The sequence below is a fragment of the Janthinobacterium sp. BJB446 genome, from assembly GCF_002735655.1.
GTDB classification, from domain to species: domain Bacteria; phylum Pseudomonadota; class Gammaproteobacteria; order Burkholderiales; family Burkholderiaceae_D; genus Janthinobacterium; species Janthinobacterium lividum.
In genome coordinates, this window is record NZ_PDZK01000001.1 from 2,323,332 (window position 1) to 2,343,624 (window position 20,293).

General features: G+C 64.3%; 17 protein-coding genes. 5 read left to right on the forward strand and 12 right to left on the reverse strand.

Going from position 1 to position 20,293, the window contains the following annotated elements; genetic code table 11:
- Nucleotides 1–11 precede the first annotated feature (11 nt).
- From CSQ92_RS10225 to CSQ92_RS10235, 3 genes are all read right to left on the reverse strand, one after another.
- A complete protein-coding gene (locus CSQ92_RS10225) occupies nt 12–1,217 on the reverse strand; it encodes a phage tail tube protein (protein WP_099394051.1) in 1,206 nt (401 codons plus the stop codon).
- A gap of 335 nt (nt 1,218–1,552) precedes the next feature.
- Nucleotides 1,553–2,095 carry a zinc finger-like domain-containing protein gene (locus tag CSQ92_RS10230; protein ID WP_034783962.1) on the reverse strand — a complete coding sequence of 181 codons (543 nt, stop codon included), beginning with the start codon at nt 2,093–2,095 and terminating at the stop codon, nt 1,553–1,555.
- A gap of 18 nt (nt 2,096–2,113) precedes the next feature.
- A complete protein-coding gene (locus CSQ92_RS10235) occupies nt 2,114–2,530 on the reverse strand; it encodes a FeoC-like transcriptional regulator (protein ID WP_099394052.1) in 417 nt (138 codons plus the stop codon).
- 149 nt (nt 2,531–2,679) lie between these two features.
- On the opposite strand from CSQ92_RS10235, the gene CSQ92_RS10240 reads away from it, so the two are divergent.
- Nucleotides 2,680–3,393, forward strand: a complete 714-nt coding sequence (locus CSQ92_RS10240; RefSeq protein ID WP_099394660.1) for a S24 family peptidase — start codon at nt 2,680–2,682, stop codon at nt 3,391–3,393.
- A gap of 44 nt (nt 3,394–3,437) precedes the next feature.
- Here the strand turns inward: CSQ92_RS10240 and CSQ92_RS10245 are convergent, their stop codons facing one another.
- From CSQ92_RS10245 to CSQ92_RS10285, 9 genes are all read right to left on the reverse strand, one after another.
- A complete protein-coding gene (locus CSQ92_RS10245; protein WP_099394053.1) occupies nt 3,438–5,324 on the reverse strand; it encodes a propionate--CoA ligase in 1,887 nt (628 codons plus the stop codon).
- A gap of 115 nt (nt 5,325–5,439) precedes the next feature.
- Nucleotides 5,440–6,666, reverse strand: coding sequence for a hypothetical protein (locus CSQ92_RS10250; protein ID WP_143450340.1), 1,227 nt, complete (start codon nt 6,664–6,666; stop codon nt 5,440–5,442).
- A 14-nt stretch (nt 6,667–6,680) separates the two neighbouring features.
- Nucleotides 6,681–8,234, reverse strand: a complete 1,554-nt coding sequence (locus CSQ92_RS10255; protein WP_099394055.1) for an MBOAT family O-acyltransferase — start codon at nt 8,232–8,234, stop codon at nt 6,681–6,683.
- A gap of 137 nt (nt 8,235–8,371) precedes the next feature.
- Complete coding sequence (gene prpF, locus CSQ92_RS10260; protein ID WP_092605657.1) at nt 8,372–9,562, reverse strand: 2-methylaconitate cis-trans isomerase PrpF; 1,191 nt, start codon at nt 9,560–9,562, stop codon at nt 8,372–8,374.
- Nucleotides 9,563–9,678: 116 nt separating this feature from the next.
- Nucleotides 9,679–12,273: a Fe/S-dependent 2-methylisocitrate dehydratase AcnD gene (gene acnD / locus CSQ92_RS10265; protein WP_099394661.1), complete on the reverse strand. Its 2,595-nt coding sequence runs from the start codon at nt 12,271–12,273 to the stop codon at nt 9,679–9,681.
- A gap of 11 nt (nt 12,274–12,284) precedes the next feature.
- The gene (prpC, locus tag CSQ92_RS10270; RefSeq protein ID WP_034783952.1) at nt 12,285–13,439 is read right to left on the reverse strand and encodes a bifunctional 2-methylcitrate synthase/citrate synthase; all 1,155 of its coding nucleotides are present in this window, start codon (nt 13,437–13,439) and stop codon (nt 12,285–12,287) included.
- A gap of 69 nt (nt 13,440–13,508) precedes the next feature.
- Nucleotides 13,509–14,396 (reverse strand): methylisocitrate lyase, encoded by an 888-nt coding sequence (gene prpB, locus CSQ92_RS10275; RefSeq protein ID WP_034783951.1) that lies wholly within the window; start codon nt 14,394–14,396, stop codon nt 13,509–13,511.
- A gap of 369 nt (nt 14,397–14,765) precedes the next feature.
- On the reverse strand, nt 14,766–15,014 hold the full coding sequence (locus CSQ92_RS10280; protein WP_034783948.1) for a hypothetical protein: 249 nt from the start codon (nt 15,012–15,014) through the stop codon (nt 14,766–14,768).
- Between the two features lie 112 nt (nt 15,015–15,126).
- On the reverse strand, nt 15,127–15,363 hold the full coding sequence (locus CSQ92_RS10285; protein WP_070257673.1) for a hypothetical protein: 237 nt from the start codon (nt 15,361–15,363) through the stop codon (nt 15,127–15,129).
- A 188-nt stretch (nt 15,364–15,551) separates the two neighbouring features.
- Here CSQ92_RS10285 and CSQ92_RS10290 point away from each other — a divergent pair, with 188 nt between their 5' ends.
- The 4 genes from CSQ92_RS10290 to CSQ92_RS10305 all read left to right on the forward strand — a co-directional run bounded on the left by CSQ92_RS10290 (nt 15,552) and on the right by CSQ92_RS10305 (nt 20,286).
- Entirely contained in the window at nt 15,552–16,409 is an 858-nt protein-coding gene (locus tag CSQ92_RS10290) for an MBL fold metallo-hydrolase (RefSeq protein ID WP_034783945.1), read from the forward strand.
- A gap of 289 nt (nt 16,410–16,698) precedes the next feature.
- Nucleotides 16,699–17,556 carry a serine O-acetyltransferase gene (cysE, locus tag CSQ92_RS10295; protein ID WP_080753494.1) on the forward strand — a complete coding sequence of 286 codons (858 nt, stop codon included), beginning with the start codon at nt 16,699–16,701 and terminating at the stop codon, nt 17,554–17,556.
- A gap of 121 nt (nt 17,557–17,677) precedes the next feature.
- The gene (locus CSQ92_RS10300) at nt 17,678–19,147 is read left to right on the forward strand and encodes an MFS transporter (protein ID WP_081345714.1); all 1,470 of its coding nucleotides are present in this window, start codon (nt 17,678–17,680) and stop codon (nt 19,145–19,147) included.
- Nucleotides 19,144–20,286: an efflux RND transporter periplasmic adaptor subunit gene (locus tag CSQ92_RS10305; protein ID WP_052140251.1), complete on the forward strand. Its 1,143-nt coding sequence runs from the start codon at nt 19,144–19,146 to the stop codon at nt 20,284–20,286. The genes CSQ92_RS10300 and CSQ92_RS10305 overlap by 4 nt, the downstream gene beginning before the upstream one ends.
- The last annotated feature ends 7 nt before the right edge of the window (nt 20,287–20,293 follow it).

The following is a 20,293-nucleotide window of genomic DNA, read 5'->3' on the forward strand; positions in this document are numbered from 1 at the left end:
GCGTCAGCCGCTTACAGCGCGCTGTCCTGGATGGTCAAGGTGGTCGCTTCGTGCTGCGCGTCCGTGCCCTTGTAGCGCAGGACGTCGAAGGCGCAGGTGACGATCTTGTTCTTCTCGCCGTCGTCGATCTTGGCCGAGGTGATCTTGATGCGGCCCATGGCCAGCGCCAGCACGTCGGCGGCCGGCGCGGTGCCCGATGCCATGGCGTAGGCCAGCGGGATTTCCGTCTCGGACTTGAAGTAGTCGAGGTAGGTGGCGTCCTGCAACAGCACCGTGAACTGGCCCGAGCCCATCACCTTGCCGCGCGAGGCGGCCGTGGCGTACTTCGAGCCGATCACCGGGTCGACCTTGACCTGGCCATCGAGCGAGACGGACATGCCGGTGCAGATCTGCGACGGGATGCCGTTCACCGACAACATGGCCGTGGCGCCCGAAAACTTGCCGCTGCCCGGCGCGGCCAGCGGCGCGGGGAAGTACGGCACGGCCGTGGTCGGGCCTTCCGCCTTGCCCATCAGGGTGAAGTCCAGGCTGGTGATGCCGTTCGGCTGCACCGCGATATCCATCTTGCTGACCAGCTGGTCGATGAAGCTGCGGTGCACGCCGATCTTCGGGTCCTGCACTTCGGCCGTGAACCAGTCGGTGGTATGGCCCGTCAACGGGGTGAAGCTGCGCTTGCCCACGGCCGCCACGCCGACCGAGTCGCCGGCCGCCTTGACGATCATCGCCGAGCCGTCCATGAACTGGCCATTCAGGTTGGTGGCCGTCACCGACGTGACGAAGAAATTCTTCGCGTTGTTGGCGGCGGCCGGCGCCGTCATGCCGGTGATGCGCACCACGCTGCCGGCACGGAAGCCTTCGCTCAGCCAGGAACCGGCACTGCGCGTCAGGCCGGAGGCTGCCGCGGCGATAGTGGTTTGCGCGGCAGCCACGCCGCCTGCCGTGAAGTCGCGGCGCAGCAGCGCCGCCATCAGCGGCGCATACGTGCCGCACGCCGCTTCGGCCTTGATGGCGCCCGTGGTGCGGAAATTGCCCAGGCGGGTATCGCCCTGCTGCTGGCTGGCGTCGATTTCGGCGCTCGCGTATTTGTCCGCTTCCGTGTCGAAAGTGGCAGTGACGCGGGGATAAATCTGGCCGCCGCCGGCGGCGGCCTTGCTGCCTTCGGCGCTTTGTTTGCTGATAACGATCAAGCTGTCGATGCCGTTTGCTGTCGATGCCATAAGTAATACCTTTCGTGGGATGAAAAAAAAGACCGCATCTGCGGTCTTGGGGAAGGAACTGCGAATAATCAGGAAGACAAAAACCCGCGCGCGGTGAGGCGGCGGGCTGGCGTCCGGATGGCGCGGGGCCATGCCGGACGGAAGGTGGGCGAAAAGGCCATGAAGGCCGTTCGCTGCGCTGAGTTCCCCTATCGGTGTCGCGCCTTGGGCGCGTCTATTACGAGTGGAGAAGCATGTGGTGTACTGCGGTGCTGCCGGTGTTGCTGTTGCTGCGTGATCGAGACTCTATTGTAGGGGCGTTTTTTTCCAGTGCCAGGCATATTGCAGAAAATTTGTCAGTGGCCGAGGCGGCGCATGGCGCGGGCGCCGTGCGACTGGAAGATGCCTTCCAGTTCGCTGACCATATCCTTGATGCGTTCGAGTTCGAAGCCGCCGGAGCAGCTGATGGCCGCCTCGCCGGCGCCGTGGCAAGCCTTGCAGACGACAGGCGCGCCGGCCTGCATGGCAGCGACGACGCCCGTGCCGTGGCAGACCTTGCATTTACTGTCGAGCCAATGCGCGAGCGACGCTTCGGCAACGCGGCGGTACAAGGTATTGGCCGCCTGCGCATCCCAGGCCGTCTGCGCCTTGACCCAGCGCCGCGCGCGGCCCTTCTGCGTCACGGCAGCCGTCCAGGCGCGCAGCAACTGCGCCAGGTTGCCCGCATTGCCTTCGAACAGGCGGCTGACGGTGCCGTCCGCATACTTGACGCGGCACAGCAAGGCACCCATGTCGCCGGCCAGCGCGGCCGCCGCGATAACATCCAGGTCGTGGTGGACGGCATCGTCGCGCAAGTTCTGCGACGACAGCGATGCGATGAATTTTTCTGCAAACCCCATGATTTCTCCTCGTTGATACTAATCGTTATTCTGTGCCGGGCCAAACAGCGCCGCCACCAGCGGATCGCGGTGCGCCGTGCCGCGTGCCCAGCTGGCCGTACGGCGCACTTGCGGCGGCAGTTCGGCCCAGCCATCGACCTCGTCATCCTGCTCGCCCAGCGCGTACAGGGCGGGCCGCTGGCGTCCCGGTTCCGTGCAATGGCGCTGCGCCAGGTGGATCTGTCCCATGCCGCACATGTGGCGCAAATAGCGGCTCATGGTGCCCGCATCGAGTCCCAGCAAGGCGGACAATTGCGCCGCGCTGGCCTGGCCCTGCTCGCGTATGTACTGCGCGATGCGGGCGATATGCAGCTGCGACTTCTTGCTGCGTCCCTGTAATTGGCGCCCCTGCCGCGCCGCCGCCCTGCTTTCAACCAACTGACTGCTGTTCAACATCTGCCTGACCTCCCGTGGTGTCGCCAACCGGCAAACGCTGTAGTGCGTTTGCGACAGGCAACGAGTGGACTTTATCAATCGCTAATGTTAAAGTCAAGCATTTGGTAATTTATCAAACGGTAAATTTCAGGTTTAATGTGGAGATGAATATGTATCAATACAGACGCGACCGCCTGCTGGCCCTGATCCGCGAGCACTACGACAACACGCGCAAGAAAGTTTCCGACGTCAGCGGCTGGAGCGAGGCGCGCATCTCGCAAATCCTCTCGCCCACCTACCGCGAGGGCCGCGCCTTCAGCGAAAAGATCGCGCGCAAGCTGGAAGCGGACCTGCAGTTGGACAGCATGTACTTCGACCAGGGTGCGGCGCCGGACCAGGTGACCATGGCCGCGCGCGCGCTGGCAGGCGTGCAGGCCGTGGTGGTGGAAGATGGCGAGGATGAACGCTTCTACCCGATCCGCAAGGTGAAACTGCGCCTGTCGGCAGGCATCACGGGCTTTGCCATCGAACCGGAAACGCACGACGGCAGCACCATCAGCGTGCCCCGCAGCTGGGTCGAGCGCAATGGCTACCATCCTGAAAAACTGGTGGCGATCAAGGTCAAGGGCGAGAGCATGGAGCCGGCCCTGTACGAGGATGACGTGGTGATCATCAACACGGCCGACAACCGGCCAGCCGACGGCATTGTGTTCGCCATCAATTATGAAGGCGAGCCGGTGGTCAAGCGCATGGCGCGCGACATCGGCGAATGGTGGCTGACGTCGGACAACCCCGACCAGCGCAAATACCATCGCAAGCTGTGCCGTGGCAATGAATGCCTGATCGTCGGCAGGGTCGTGCGCAAGGAAAGCGACCGGATTTGAAAGCGAAGTTTATCGATTGATAAACTTCGCTTGCTTCCTGGTGCTTACGCCAGCGCTGCCTGGATCTGCTGCAGCGATGCCGGGTCGTCCATCGACGTCAGGTCGCCCGGGCTGCGCCCTTCGCAGATGGCCTGGATCGAACGGCGCAGCAGCTTGCCCGAGCGCGTCTTCGGCAGCTGCGACACGAACAGCACGCGCGCAGGCCGCGCCACGGCGCCCAGCTGGCGGTCGACGACGGCCATCACTTCGCGCTCCAGCACCGCTTTCGCTTCGACGCTGTCGAAACCGCGCGGGTCCTTCAGGATCACGAAAGCCATCGCCACCTGGCCTTTGAGCTTGTCTTCCACGCCCACCACCGCCACTTCCGACACATTCGGGTGGCTGGTGATGCTTTCCTCGATTTCGCGCGTGCCCAGGCGATGGCCGGCCACGTTGATCACGTCATCGGTGCGGCCCAGAATAAAATAATAGCCATCCGCATCGCGCAGGCCCCAGTCGAAGGTGGAATACACTTGCCGGCCGCTGAAGGTGGACCAGTAGGTGTCGACGAAGCGCTCGTCATCACCGTAGACTGTTTGCATGCAGCCCGGCGGCAGCGGGCCTTCCAGCACCAGCACGCCCTTCTCGTTGGCGGCGCACTCCTCGCCCGTCGCTTCGTTGAGCAGCTTGACCTGGTAGCCGTACATGGCCAGGCCGGGGCTGCCCAGGCGCGTCGGGGTATCAGCTACGCCTTTCGCCACCGAGAGAATCGGCCAGCCCGTCTCCGTCTGCCAGTAGTTGTCGATGATGTCCACTTTCAGTTCATCGGCGATCCACTGCGAAGTGGTTTCATCGAGCGGCTCGCCCGCCAGGTACAGCGCCTTCAGGGAAGACAGGTCATATTTGCGCATCAGTTCCACCGGGTGCTTGCGCAGCACGCGGATGGCCGTCGGCGCCGAGAACATGCGCGTGACCCTGTATTTTTCAACGATGCTCCACCAGATGCCGGCATCGGGACAGATGGGCAAGCCTTCGTACAGGATGGTGGCCATGCCGGCGATCAGCGGACCATACACGATGTAGGAATGGCCCACCACCCAGCCGATATCCGAGGTGGCAAAGAAGGTTTCGCCGGGCTTGCCGCAGAAGTTGTACTGCATCGACGATGCCAGCGCCACCGCGTAGCCGCCCACGTCGCGCTGCACCCCCTTCGGTTTGCCCGTCGTGCCCGAGGTGTACAGCACATACGACGGCTCGTTCGATTCGAGCCAGGCGACGGGCACCTGCGCGTCCATGTGCTGCTCGCGCAGAGCCGCGTAATCGACGTCGCGGCCGGGCGTCAGTTCCATCGGCACGAGATGGCGGTCGACCAGCAGCACCTGACGCGGCTTGTGCGCGGCGATGCGGATGGCTTCGTCGAGCAGCGGCTTGTAGGCTATCGCCTTGCCATTGCGCGAGCCGGCATCGGCGGAGAACACCAGCTTGGGCTGCGCATCGTCGATGCGGCTGGCCAGGCTGTTGGCGGCAAAGCCGCCGAACACCACGGAATGCACGGCGCCGATACGCGCGCAAGCGAGCATGGCGAACGCCGCCTCGGCGATCATCGGCATGTAGATCAATACGCGGTCGCCCTTGCCCACACCCAGCGCCAGCAGGATGGCGGCGCAGCGCTCCACTTCGCGCTGCAGTTCGCGAAAGCTGTAGCTGCGCTCGGTATTGGTCTCGGTGGAAATGGCGATCAGCGCGGCGGCATCGCCCTGGCTTTCCACCCAGCGGTCAACGGCGTTGTGGCACAAATTCGTGGTGCCGCCGACGAACCATTTGGCGAATGGCGGACGGGAATAATCGAGCACTTGCGAAAACGGGATGTTCCAGTCGATCTTGTCCGCTTCCTCGCGCCAGAAAGCGTCAGGTGTGTCGATCGAGCGTTGGTAAAATGCTGCGAAATTCATGTCTCCTCCGGTAGTCGTGCAACCTTGTATCGGGCTTGGGCGAACTGGTCTGGCCGCCGCGCTTTTGTGTTCCACCTTTGTATCACCTGTATATCGTCTGCCTGCGCAGCTCTTTTTATCTGTGGATCGGGGCACCCTCCAAAAATTTTTCAAACAGTTTTTTCGAGAACGCGAACATCTCTGGCTGCGCCGCCACGCAGGCGCGACGCTCGGCCGCAATCCTGTCGCGGTTCGCCGCCAAGGTGGCGCCGGTCAGCGGCATGCCAAACTGGCCGTCGTCCGGTGCGCTATCCTTTTGCGTCATGATGCGCTGCATGACGATATCGCCCAGCGCCTTCTTGAAGTGTCCTGCTTCCCAATACCACCGCGTGCTGGCGTGGCGCTGCTGTTGTGTGGGAATCGGCTCGCAGTTGTACGGGCCAAAGCCACTGAAATCGGTCACCGTGATGCTGGCCGACGGGTTCATTTTTTTCACTGCCGCCACTTCCAGCACAACCTGCCGTTTCCACTCGTCGAACAGGAGCCACAGGCCTGCCCCTTCGAACAGGGTAAGCATCTGTGCGTGATACGGATAGATCACCAGTTTGACATCGGCCTGCGTGGCCGCCATCGCCAGCAAGAAGTCGTGCAGCGATTGAAAATCGCCGTCGGCAAAATCGGTCGTCGACATTTTGACAAATCGAGCGGCACTTTTCTGTGCCCGATGCTTGAACACCTTGTAATAGCCATCGCGGACCACTTGCGCGCCATAGTCCAGCGCGGGATTGAGGCCGCTCGGCGCCATGGTGAACGCCGCCCTGTCATGCTGTATGAGCGGAGTCTTCACGGCGTCCTTCACCGAGGCCAGAGAAAACAAGGTATCGAAACGCCAGAATCCGGCAACATGGCCGGACGGCGCCTCTGTACGCGCCGGCGGCGCGATGGCCGGCTTCAGAAAGTCGATGAACTCAAGTCCCACGATCACCGTCCCCGGCTTGATGCCTGCCTGCGACAGTTGCGCGAACTGGCTGATGGCCGTGGCCATTCCGGTGCCGGGAATCCCCATATTGTAGCCGGCACCATGCATTGCACCAAATGCAGCGGCACGTGGATCGAAGCCAATCTCCGCGCGCGAATTGCCCAGGATGATGAAGCGCGGCTGCAGGCGCAGCGCGTGTTCGTGCTTGATCTGGCTCTGGTAGCGTTGCAGGCCAGGCTTGACGGCGTTGAAATTGTCGCGCCTGACCGCGCCATACAGATTGTAGGGGTCGACAATGTACACAAAGGCGCATATCAGGCATGCGCAGGACAGCAGCACCAGCACCAGAATGGACAGATATCGGCCGTACGATGGTCTTGTCATTTCACCGATCCCCATCAGAACTGGAAATACAGGAAATCGGCGGGCCGGTTCAGGCCCAGGATGCCCGCCAGCGCCAGCAGCGCGATGGCGGCCGCCCACGCCGGCGAGGCGCGCCACGTCAGCAGGCGCGCCATGTCCCGGCTTGCCGTTCCTGCAGTGCGCGCACGCCGGAAATCCAGCGCCGGTTCGCAGCGGCGCATGATTTGCTGCGTGTTCGGAAAGGCAAAGGCCAGCAGCGCGGCGACGGCTATCCACGCCCAGGTCTCGACGAACAGACGTCCACCGCCCAGATAAAACGTCGTGCCTATCGTCTCCAGCAGATGCTGCAGCGACGGCACGCCGCTGGCCAGCACATCGGGCACGGCCACGCCATAGCGGCCCGCCATACCCTGCAGGATCGTCCATGACGTCGCCATGTCCGGGGCGCGGAAAAAGACCCACGCAACGCTGACGGCGGCAAAGGTGATCAAGGTGGCGACGATCTTCCAGGCGCGACTATCGAGCGGCAGATGCAGCCGCCGCGCAGCCGCGCTCCAGGCCTTGTGGATGGCCAGGTAGGCGCCATGCAGCGCACCCCAGACGAGAAAATTCCATCCGGCGCCATGCCACAAGCCGCCCAGCACCATGGTGATCATGAGGTTCAGGTAGCGCCGCGCCGGCCCGCAGCGCTTGCCACCCAGCGGAATATACAGGTAATCGCGCAGGAAACGCGACAGCGTCATGTGCCAGCGGCGCCAGAATTGGGCGATATTGCGCGATTTATAGGGCGAATCGAAATTGAGCGGCAGGCGCACGCCAAACAGGCGCGACAAACCGATGGCCATATCGGAATAGCCGGAGAAATCAAAGTACAGCTGGAAGGTGTACGCCAGCACCCCGCCCCAGGCGAGCAGCAGCGAAGGTTCGGCAGGGGCATCGAACAGCGGCGCCGCATACGGACCGACATTGTCGGCAATTAACACTTTTTTTGCCAGGCCGATGAAAAAGATCGTGCTGCCGATAGCGATGTTCCGGGCCGAGAGCCTGAATATCCGCCTGTCGGCAAACTGCGGCATCATTTCCTTGTGATGCAATACAGGGCCGGCGATCAGGTGAGGGAAATAGGTAACGAACAGCAGATAATGGACAAAGCGGCTTTCCTGCGCCTTGCCCTGGTAGGTATCGACCAGGAAGGCGATCTGGGTAAACGTAAAGAACGAGATCCCGATAGGCAGCACCACGTGCAGGGCGGGCAGCGGCTGCGCCAGCAATTGCGCCAGGCTGGCCACAAAGAATCCCGCATACTTGTAATAGGCGAGCAGCCCCAGGTTGGCGGCAATGGCCACGATCAACAGGCCCTTGCGGTGACGGATGCGTCCGGGCCCAAGCAGGGCGGCGCTGCCGTAATTGAAGAGGATGGAGCCGAGCAGCAGCGGCAGGTAGCGGTAATCCCACCAGCCATAGAAAAACAGCGAGGCGCAAGCCAGCCAGGCGGCGGCCCACAACTGGCTGCGCCGTCCCAGGATGAAAAATCCCGCCACCGTGATGGGCAGATACGCAAACAGGAAGACGTAGGAGTTAAATAGCATCAATTCACCCGTCGGGAAGCATGGAAGGTCGCCGCCGCATGCGCATCGCTGCCGGCGCTCCCCCATTTTCCTTGTCGCTCAATTTCTTTGCTAGCAGAAATATCAACTGATCTGCATGCGCATCCGCCTGCTTGGACTTAAAACGCGTCGCCGGGAATGCGCACGAACCCTTCCATCAGCACGCGCGCGCTGCGGCTCATGATGGCCTTGGTGACGCTCCATGCGCCATCGGCCAGCGCCGCTTCCGCGCCCACCATCAGGGTGCCGGACGGATGGCCGAAGCGCACGCTGGTTTTTTCGCCTCCGCCCGCCGCCAGGTTGACCAGGGTGCCGGGGATGGCTGCCGCCGTGCCGATGGCGACAGCGGCCGTGCCCATCATGGCGTGGTGCAGCTTGCCCATGGACATGGCGCGCACCAGCAGGTCGATATCGCCCGCGTCCACCTGCTTGCCGCTGGACGAGACATAGCCGGCCGGCTTGGCGACAAACGCGACCTTCGGCGTGTGCTGGCGTTTCGCCGCCTCGTCGAGATGCGCAATAAGGCCCATGCGCAGCGCGCCATGCGCGCGGATGGTCTCGAAACGGGCCAGCGCGGCAGGGTCGCCATTGATGGCGTCCTGCAGTTCCGTGCCCGTGTAGCCGATGGCGTCCGCGTCGACAAAGATCGTCGGGATGCCGGCGTTGATCATGGTGACTTTCAGGCTGCCGATGCCGGGCACGTCGAGGTCATCGACGAGGTTGCCAGTAGGGAACATGGCGCCACCGCCCCCCTCTTCCTCCGCGGCCGGATCGAGGAATTCCAGTTTTACTTCGGCGGCCGGAAAAGTCACGCCATCGAGTTCGAAGTCGCCCGTTTCCTGTACTTCGCCATGCGTCATGGGGACATGGGCGATGATGGTCTTGCCGATATTGGCTTGCCAGATGCGCACCGTGGCGATGCCGTCTTGCGGCACGCGGGCGGCGTCCACCAGTCCGCTTGCGATGGCGAACGAGCCGACGGCGGCCGACAGGTTGCCGCAATTGCCGCTCCAGTCGACAAAAGGCTTGTCGATGGAGACCTGGCCGAACAGGTAGTCGACGTCGTGCTCCGGCTTGCTACTTTTTGCCAGGATCACCGTCTTGCTGGTGCTCGACGTGGCGCCGCCCATGCCGTCGATCTGCTTGCCGTACGGGTCGGGGCTGCCGATGACGCGCAGCAGCAGCGCATCGCGCGCCGCGCCCGGCACTTGCGCGCTGGCGGGCAGGTCCTGCAGGCGGAAGAACACGCCCTTGCTGGTGCCGCCGCGCATGTAGGTGGCGGGGATCTTGATTTGGGGGATGTGAGTCATTGTCTGTCCGAAAGTAGGTCGGATTAGCGTGGCATCGCCACGCGTAATCCGACACATTGTTGGCGGGTTTTTCACAAATATTGTCGGATTACGCTACGTTAATCCGACCTACCCGTTTACGCGGCTTTTGAGGACTCCAAAAAGTCCTGCGCAAAGCGCTGCAAGACGCCGCCGGCCTCGTAGATCGACACCTCTTCCGCCGTGTCGAGGCGGCAGGTGACGGGCACTTCCACCGTGTCGCCGTTCTTGCGATGGATCAACAAGGTCAAGCTGGAGCGCGGCGTGCGCTCGCCGGCGACGTCGTAGGTTTCACTGCCGTCCAGGCCCAGGGTCTTGCGGTTCACGCCAGGGAGGAATTCCAGCGGCAGCACGCCCATGCCCACCAGGTTGGTGCGGTGGATGCGCTCGAAGCCTTCGGCCACGATAGCTTCCACGCCGGCCAGGCGCACGCCCTTGGCGGCCCAGTCGCGCGAGGAACCCTGGCCGTAGTCGGCGCCGGCGATGATGATCAATGGCTGCTTGCGCTCCATGTACACCTCGATGGCTTCCCACATGCGTGAAATCGTGCCTTCCGGTTCGATGCGCGTGAGCGAACCGGCCTTGACCTTGCCATCCTCGATGACCATCTCGTTCTTCAGGGTCGGGTTGGCAAACGTGGCGCGCTGCGCCGTCAGATGGTCGCCCCGGTGCGTGGCGTAGGAATTGAAGTCTTCCTCCGGCAAGCCCATCTTCGCCAGGTATTCGCCGGCCGCGCTATCGAGCATGATGGCGTTCGATGGCGACAAGTGGTCGGTCGTGATGTTGTCGCCCAAAACGGCCAGGGGACGCATGCCTTTCAATGGGCGAGCGCCAGCCAGCGCGCCTTCCCAGTATGGCGGACGGCGGATATACGTCGTCTGCGGACGCCAGTCGTACAGGGGGCTGACCTTGATGCCGTCGTCCGCCTGCTTGGCGAACATGGGGATATACACCTTGCGGAACTGCTCCGGCTTGACGCTGGAAGCGACGATGGCGTCGATTTCCTCGTCAGACGGCCAGATATCCTTCAGCAGGATAGCCTTCCCGTCCGCATCATGGCCCAGCACATCCTTTTCGATATCGAAGCGGATGGTGCCGGCGATTGCGTAGGCCACCACCAGCGGCGGCGAAGCGAGGAAAGCCTGCTTCGCATATGGGTGGATGCGGCCGTCGAAGTTGCGGTTGCCCGACAAGACGGCCGTGGCGTACAGGTCGCGCGACACCACTTCATCCTGGATCACGGGGTCGAGCGCGCCCGACATGCCGTTGCACGAGGTGCAGGCGAAAGCCACCACGCCGAAGCCCAGTGTTTCGAGTTCCGGCATCAGGCCCGCTTCCTGCAGGTACAGTTCCACGGTTTTCGAGCCGGGCGCCAGCGACGATTTCACCCACGGCTTGCGCGTCAAGCCGAGGCGGTTCGCATTGCGCGCGATCAGACCGGCCGCGATCATGTTGCGCGGATTGTTCGTATTGGTGCAGCTGGTGATGGCCGCGATGATGACGGCGCCGTCCGGCATCTTGCCCGGTTCGTCTTCCACCACGCCGGAAATCCCGCGCGCGGCCAGTTCCGACGTCGGCACGCGGTTGTGCGGGTTCGATGGGCCGGCGATATTGCGCACGACGGACGACAGGTCGAAGCTCAACACGCGCTCGTACTGCGCGTCGGCCAGGCTGTCGGCCCACAGGCCCGTCTCTTTGGCATACAGCTCCACCAGCTTCACCAGTTCGTCGTCGCGGCCCGTCAGTTTCAGATATTTGATGGTTTGCGCGTCGATGTAGAACATGGCGGCCGTGGCGCCGAATTCCGGCGCCATGTTGGAAATCGTGGCGCGGTCGCCCAGGGTCAGGTGCGAAGCGCCTTCGCCAAAGAATTCCAGGTAGGACGAGACGACCTTCTGCTTGCGCAGAAATTCCGTCAGCGCCAGCACCGTGTCCGTGGCCGTGATGCCCGGCTGCGGCTTGCCCGTCAGCTTGACGCCGATAATGTCGGGCAGGCGCATCCACGAGGCGCGGCCCAGCATCACGCTTTCCGCTTCCAGGCCGCCCACGCCGATGGCGATCACGCCCAGCGCATCGACCATGGGCGTGTGCGAATCCGTGCCCACCAGGGTGTCGGGATAGGCCACGCCGTCCTGCACCTGGATCACGGGCGACATGCGCTCGAGGTTAATCTGGTGCAGGATGCCGTTGCCCGGAGGGATCACGTCGACGTTCTTGAACGCTTTTTTCGTCCAGTCGATGAAGTCGAAACGGTCTTCGTTGCGGCGGTCTTCGATGGCGCGGTTCTTGGCGAAGGCGTCCGGGTCGAAACCGCCGCATTCGACGGCCAGCGAATGGTCGACCACCAGCTGCGTGGGGACCACCGGATTGACGAGGGCCGGGTCGCCGCCCTGGGCCGCGATGGCGTCGCGCAAGCCGGCCAGGTCGACCAGGGCCGTCTGGCCCAGGATGTCATGGCAGACGACGCGCGCGGGGAACCAGGGGAAATCGAGGTCGCGGCGGCGTTCGATGAACTGGCTCAGCGAAGCGTCCAGGGTGGCCGGGTCGCAGCGGCGCACGAGGTTTTCGGCCAGTACGCGCGAGGTATAGGGCAAGGTGGCGTAGGCGCCTGGCTGGATCGCATCGACGGCGGCGCGCGTATCGAAGTAGTCTAGCTGGGTGCCCGGCAAGGATTTGCGGTGCAAGGTATTCATCTTGATGCTCATTATTTGCGGTCCTTGATCGGCACGAATTCCAGGTCTTCCGGGCCCACGTAGTTGGCGCTCGGGCGGATGATCTTGTTGTCGATGCGCTGCTCGATGATGTGCGCGGCCCAGCCCGAGGTGCGCGAGATGACGAACAGCGGCGTAAACATCGCCGTCGGCACGCCCATCATGTGGTACGACACGGCCGAGAACCAGTCCAGGTTAGGGAACATGTTCTTGATTTCCCACATGACCGATTCCAGGCGCTCGGCGATGTCGAACATTTTCGTGGAACCGGCTTCCAGCGACAGATTGCGCGCCACTTCCTTGATGACGACGTTGCGCGGGTCGGAGATCGTGTAGACGGGGTGGCCGAAGCCGATCACCACTTCCTTGTTGGCCACGCGCTCGCGGATATCCGCTTCCGCTTCGTCGGCGTTGTCGTAGCGTTTCTGGATCTCCAGCGCCACTTCGTTCGCGCCGCCGTGTTTCGGGCCGCGCAGCGCGCCGATGGCGCCCGTGATGGCCGAGTGGATGTCCGAACCCGTGCCGGCGATCACGCGGCTGGTAAAGGTCGAAGCGTTGAATTCGTGTTCCGCGTACAGGATCAGCGACGTATGCATGGCTTTTTCCCACGACGCCGACGGTTTTTCGCCATGCAGCAGGTGCAGGAAGTGGCCGCCGATCGAGTCGTCGTCCGTTTCCACTTCGATGCGCTTGCCGTTATGGCTATAGTGGTACCAGTACAGCAGCATGGAGCCGAACGACGCCATCAGGCGGTCGGCGATGTCGCGCGCGCCTGGCGCGTTATGGTCGTCTTTTTCCGGCAAGGTGCAGCCCAGCACGGACACGCCCGTGCGCATCACGTCCATCGGGTGCGCGGCGGCGGGCAAGGCTTCCAGCGCGGCTTTGACGGCGGACGGCAGGCCGCGCAAGGATTTCAGTTTGGCCTTGTAGCCTTTCAGTTCGGCGCTGGTGGGCAGCTTGCCGTGCACCAGCAGGTAGGCGATTTCCTCGAACTCGCAGCTGTCGGCCACGTCCAGGATGTCATAGCCGCGGTAGTGCAAATCGTTGCCGGTCTTGCCGACCGAGCACAGCGCCGTGTTGCCGGCGGTGACGCCGGACAGGGCGACGGATTTTTTAGGCTTGAAAGTGGCGGCTTGCGGTGCGTTCATTGATTTCTCCAAAAATTGACTAGTCTCGGTTGCGTCACTGCGGGGCCGGCATGCGGCCCCTGCTTCTGTTTATTTCTTTTGCGCGGCGAACAGCGCGTCGAGCTTTTGCTCGAAATCATGGTAATTGATCGATTCATACAGCTCCATGCGCGTCTGCATGGTGTCGACGACGTTCTTTTGCGTGCCATCGCGGCGCAGCGCCTGGTAGACGTTTTCCGCCGCCTTGTTCATGGCGCGGAAGGCCGACAGCGGATACAAGGCCAGGCCCACGTGGGCGCTGCGCAATTCGTCCAGCGTGAACAGCGGCGTGGATCCGAATTCCGTGATGTTGGCCAGGATCGGCACGTTGACGGCCTTGGCGAACGTGGCGTACATGTCCAGGTCCGTGATGGCTTCCGGGAAGATCATGTCGGCGCCCGCTTCGACGCAGGCGACAGCGCGCTCGAGCGCCGCTTCCAGGCCATCGACGGCCAGCGCATCGGTGCGCGCCATGATGACGAAATTCGGGTCCGTGCGCGCATCGACGGCCGCCTTGATGCGGTCGACCATTTCTTCCTTGCTGACGATTTCCTTGCCCGGACGGTGGCCGCAGCGCTTGGCGCCCACCTGGTCTTCGATATGCAGGCCCGCCGCGCCAAACTTGATCATCGATTTCACGGTGCGCGCCACGTTGAAGGCGGACGAACCGAAACCCGTGTCGGCGTCAACCAGCAGCGGCAGGTCGCACACGTCGGTGATGCGGCGGATATCGGTCAGCACGTCATCCAGGCTGGAAATGCCCAGGTCGGGCAAGCCCAGCGAGCCGGCCGCGACACCGCCGCCGGACAGATAGATGGCCTTGTAACCGGCGCGCTTGGCCAGCAAGGCGTGGTTGGCGTTGATGGCGCCGACGACTTGCAACGGGGATTCTTCCTGGACGGCCTTGCGGAATGCGGCACCTGCGGAGTATTGAGTCATGTGTTCACCTTATGGGTTTCGGATGTTCCCGAATGTTTCACGGAGTGGCTATGAGCATCAGTATTGCAAATGCCGTGCCAGGACCCGCCGGCCAGGGGCGACACCATCTGCCGCAGAGTGAAAATGTGGGCAAGACGGCCATGTGCCGGGCATCGTGCGCTGTCACGCAGCGGAGCAGCGATGTCACGTTTGGCGTCAAGGATGTTTCAATTATGTTTCATTTAATCCACTTTGAAACATAGCATGAAACATGCAACAAACAGGAGAACAGCGGGGATGAAGGCCAAGGCTGGCAAGACGCGCAATAAAAACAGCCGGCGGGCGCCGGCTGAGTAATACAGGGACTGCGACAGATAGTGCGAAGGCAAACTAGGCCAGCCGCACCAGCGGGTTGGCGATGATGTTGTCGATCTGGCGCACGGCTTCTTCGCAGGCGGCGGCAATGGCGCCCTCCTCGTCGTCGCGCACGAATTGCATGGTCGAGCCTTCGAACACTTCCAGGCCTTCCGCGGTGGCGCGCTCGATATCGCAACTGGCCGACCATTTGCCGTCGGTGGTGGGCACGGCCAGGGGAACGATTTCCCAGCCTTTATAGTGAATTTTAGAACTGCTATCCATGGGGTGCCTCCTTCGTGACTGACTCAATAGTGGAAATCGTAGCATGAAGCGCGACTGGCAGCGATGTGTTTCACGCGCCAGCGGGCAATCGGGCTAAACGATTTACGCCGGCTCAAGGGCGCAGCAGATTATCCACTTCCGTCCTGGCCACTTCCAGGCCAGCCGTGCAAGCCGTCTCCGGGGCCGCGTAGCCGCCCAGGGTGCGGCTGCGCGTGATCGCCTGTGCCTCGGGTTCGCCTTCGCGCTGCAGGCGGTAGGTGAAATCCCATAAATCGTCGTTATCCTTTTGCGGGGTCACCGAAATCGTAAAACCGCGGTATTGTTCGCTGCGTGCAGTGATATCGTTCATGAATTCCTCCTTGTAAGAATGAGGTTACCATGCTGCAAGCGCCAGGGTGCGCACGACTGTGCCAGGCGCATGCGCGCCCGCTTATCTGTTTTTCGCATGTTAAATGTCAATTTTCAACATTTTTTGGGCAAACTCTGGCGATATAATGCCATTCCCTGTCCCTCCCTTGCCCGCCCCTTGCCGCCGTGATGACTCCACAAATCCAAGCTTTCTTCGACCCCGCCACCGCCACCGTCACCTATGTTGTGTACGAGGCCGATGGCCGGGACTGCGCCATCATCGATTCCGTGCTCGACTACGACCCCAAGGCGGGGCGCACGTCCACCTCCTCGGCCGACAAGGTGATCGCCTTCGTGCGCGAACACGGCTTGCAATGCCGCTGGCTGCTGGAAACCCACGCGCACGCCGATCATCTTTCCGCCGCGCCCTACCTGCAGCAGCAGCTGGGCGGCGACGTGGCCATCGGCGCCGCCATCCAGACGGTGCAGCAGGCGTTCGCGGCCGTCTACCACCAGGATGACGCCAGGGCCGACGGCTCGCAGTTCGACCAGCTGTTCGCGCCAGACCAGGTGTTTCATATCGGCAAGCTGGAAGTACGCGCCCTGCATGTGCCCGGCCATACGCCGGCCGACCTGGCGTACCAGATCGGCGACGCCGTGTTTGTCGGCGACACCCTGTTCATGCCGGACGTGGGCTCGGCCCGCTGCGACTTTCCCGGCGGTTCCGCTGCCCTGCTGTACCGCTCCGCGCAGCGATTGCTGGCGCTGCCGCCGCAGACGCGGCTGTTCATGTGCCACGACTACCCGCCCAACGGCCGCGAGGCGCGCTGGGAAGTGACGGTGGCCGAGCAGCGCGCCGGCAACATCCACTTGCGCGACGGCATCACGGAAGAGCAGTTCGTGGCCATGCGCACCAGCCGCGACGCCACCCTCGACATGCCGACACTGATCCTGCCCGCCATCCAGGTCAACATCAATGCGGGCAAGCTGCCCGAGCCGGAAGACAACGGCGTGCGCTACCTGAAGATTCCGCTCAACGCGCTGTAATTTCGCGGGGCCACGCTGCGCCCCCTCCTTCCCGCCACATCGCACCGCCCCATGGCGCCGCCTGCCCGAGCGCCGGCGCGGCATGCGCCCCTGCCACACCCTCCCCAAGCATCAGGAATCGTGAGCCGCGCGCTCAGTATTTACGATTTGCTTCGCCCCCTGCGGCGGCTTATCGTGTACCCGCAATCCGCGCAGCCCGGCCTTCCGGGGCCCTGGGCACTTGCCAGCCGGCGCCGGCGTTGTTGCCAGGCGCTCCACTTTTCCTTCCTTTGCCTGGACAGGCGCCACGATGACTTACTTGACATACGCCAGCCCCCTGCCGCCCGCGCCGCCCCTGCGCCGCATCGACGCCGCCGCAGCCTGCCAGCCCGCCAGCGTGGACTGCGCCTGGGAGCAGGTACGCGAACTGGCGCTGCGGCTCGCCGCGCGCGAGCCCTTGCTGCGGCCCATGCTCGACGAGCTGATTCTGCCGCACGACAGCCCCGCCGGACTGCTCGCCGCCGTCCTGGCGCACCGCCTGGGCGCGCGCGACATGCGCCCGGCCGTGCTGCGCCCCCTGTTCGAGGACATTTTAAGCACGCAGCCGCGCATCCTGGCCAGCATCACGGCCGACCTGGCGGCCATCGCGCAGCGCGATCCGGCCTGTCCCGACGGCCTGCACGCGCTGCTGAACCTGAAGGGCTTTCATGCGCTGCAGACCTACCGCATGGCGCACCATCTGTGGACGGCGGGCCGCAGCGAGGCCGCCTTTGCTCTGTCCAGCCACGCGGCCAGCGTCTTCGGCATCGACATCCATCCGGCCGCGCGCATCGGCGCGGGCATCATGCTCGATCACGGCAGCGGCATCGTCATCGGCGAAACGGCCGTGGTTGACGACAACGTCTCCATCCTGCAGAACGTCACCCTCGGCGGCACCGGCAAGGAGCATGGCGACCGCCATCCGAAGATCCGTTCGGGCGTGATGCTGGGTGCGGGCGCCAAAATCCTCGGCAACATCGAGATCGGCGCCATGAGCAAGGTGGCCGCCGGCAGCGTGGTCCTGCGCGACGTGCCCGCGCATTGCACCGTGGCCGGCATTCCCGGGCGCATCGTCCGCTACCACCAGGCCGACAGCCTGCCGGCCTTCGAGATGGACCAGATGCTGTAGCGCTGCCCGGCGCACCAGACATGGCGTCAAACGCAATAACAAAGTGCAAATTGTGCGTCTTCCGCCATACCAAATCCCTCAGTACCATGTAATGACCGTTAATGGATGGATCAACCACCTTATGAATTCGCCGTCAAAACCCGTACCACCCTCACCCAGCCAGCAGGCCGCCCCGGCCGGTACCGCCACGATGCCCGTGCGCGGCGCGCTTGCCAGCCTGTCCCTGTCGATGCTGCTGCCCGCGCTGGGCACCAGCATCGCCAACGTGGGCCTGCCCGACATGGCCAAGGCCCTGCATGCGCCGTTCCAGGATGTGCAATGGATCGTGCTGGCCTACCTGCTGGCCATCACCGCGCTGATCGTCAGCGTGGGCCGCCTCGGCGACATGATCGGCCGGCGCCGCCTGCTGCTGGCAGGCATCGCGCTGTTTGCCGTCGCCTCCATCCTGTGCGCCCTGGCGCCCACCCTGTGGCTGCTGGTCGCCGCGCGCGCCCTGCAGGGCCTAGGCGCTTCCGTCATGATGGCCCTGACCATGGCCTTTGTCGGCAGCACCGTGCCCAAGGCGCAGACGGGCAGCGCCATGGGCCTGCTCGGCACCATGTCGGCCGTCGGCACCACGCTCGGTCCCGCACTGGGCGGCCTGCTGATCGCGCAGTTCGGCTGGCAAGCCATTTTCCTCGTCAACGTGCCACTGGCCGGCGTGGCGCTGCTGATGGCATGGCGCTTCCTGCCGGCCGACCAGCGCGGCGCGCACGCCAGGCGTCCCGTCTTCGACCACCGCGGCACGCTGCTGCTGGCGTTGACCCTGGCCGCCTATGCGCTGGCCATGACCCTGGGCCGCGGCCATTTCGGCATGCGCAACGTGGCGCTGCTGCTGGCAGCCTGCGTGGGCGGCGCCCTGTTCGTGTATGTGGAACTGAAGGCGCCGGCGCCGCTGATACGCCTGGCCATGCTGCGCGCGCCCGTGCTCAGCGCAGGCCTGGCGACCAGCATGCTGGTGTCGACGGTCATGATGTCCACCCTGGTGGTCGGCCCCTTCTACCTGGCGCGCGGCCTGGGCCTGGGCACGGCCGTCACCGGCATGGTGCTGGCCGCCGGACCGCTGGTGGCGGCGTTCTGCGGCGTGCCGTCCGGCTGGCTGGTGGACCGCTACGGCGCGCAGCGCATGGGCGGCGCGGGCCTGTGCGGCGCGACCGCTGCCTGCCTGGCGCTGTCCCTGCTGCCCGCCAGCCTGGGCATCCCCGGCTACGTCGCGCCGATCATGCTGCTCACGGCCAGCTACGCGCTGTTCCAGGCAGCCAACAATACCGCCGTGATGGGCGACATCGTTCCCGACCAGCGCGGCCTCATCTCCGGCATGCTCAATCTGTCGCGCAATCTGGGCCTCGTCACGGGTGCCTCCGTGATGGGCGCCATCTTCGCTTTTTTTGCCAGCGCCAGCGATATCGCCAGCGCCCAGCCAGCCGCCATGATCCGTGGCATGCACGCCACCTTTGCCGTCGCCAGCGCGCTGATACTCGCCGCGCTGGCCATTTTCGCGCTCGGCCGCGCCCTGGCCAAGCCCCCTACGCCTTCTGGAGACCCCGCATGATGCGCCCCCGTCCGATCCCGTCCCTGCCCGTCCCGCTGTTACTGCTGCTGGCCCTGGCCTGCAGCGCCACCTTGTCCGGCTGCGGCCGTTCCCAGGCCGCGCCTGGCGGCCCGCCGCCCAAGCCCACCGTTTCCGTGGCCCTGCCGGAAACGTCGATGGTGCAGGCGACCCTCGACTACACGGGCCGCATCGAGCCGTCGCAGCGCGTGGAAGTGCGCTCGCGCGTGTCGGGCTATCTGCAGCAGATCGCCTTTCGCGATGGCCAGCAGGTCAAGGCCGGCGATGCGCTGTTCGTCATCGACCCGCGTCCCTTCGCGGCGGCGCGCGACCGCGCCCAGGCCAGCCTGGCCCAGGCCAATGCGCGCAGCAAGCTGGCAACGGCCCAGTTCGAGCGCAGCAGCCGGCTGCAGCAAACGGGCGCGGCCAGCACCGAGGAACTGGAACGGGCGCGCGGCGAGCTGGAAGGCGCGCAGGCGGCCGTCATGCTGAGCAAGGCGGAATTGCGCAGCGCCGAACTGGAGCTGTCCTTCACCACCATGCGCGCTCCCATCGCCGGCACGGTGTCGGACCGCCGCGTCGATGTCGGCAACTACGTGGCCGGCGGCGCGGCGCAGAGCGGCGTGCTGACCACCATCGTTGCGCACAGCCCCGTGCGCGCCATGGTCGACCTGTCGGAAGCGGATTTCCAGCGCCTGCGCCAGCAAAGCAAGCTTCCGGGCAAGGTGCAGCTGGCGCTCGATGGCGGCGGCCCCGCCCAGGATGCAACCGTCGACTTTGTCGACAACGAGATCAGCGCCCGCTCGGGCACGGTGCGCCTGCGCGCCAGCCTGGCCAACGCCGACCGCGCCGTCATGCCGGGCAGCTTTGCGCGCGTGCGCATTCCCGTCGGCGCGGCGCAAGAACGCCTGCTGGTGCCCGACGCCGCCATCCTCAGCGACCAGAACAAAAAGATGGTGTTCGTCGTGGACGCGGCGGGCAAGGTGGCGCCGCGCAAGCTGGAACTGGGCGGCCTGCAGGGCGACAAGCAGATCGTGCTCTCCGGCCTCACGCCGCAGGACAGGGTCATCGTCTCCGGCGCGGCCAAGGTGCGGCCGGGCGACCAGGTGCTGGTGGCGACTCCCCGCGCCAACGGCGCATAAGGAGAGA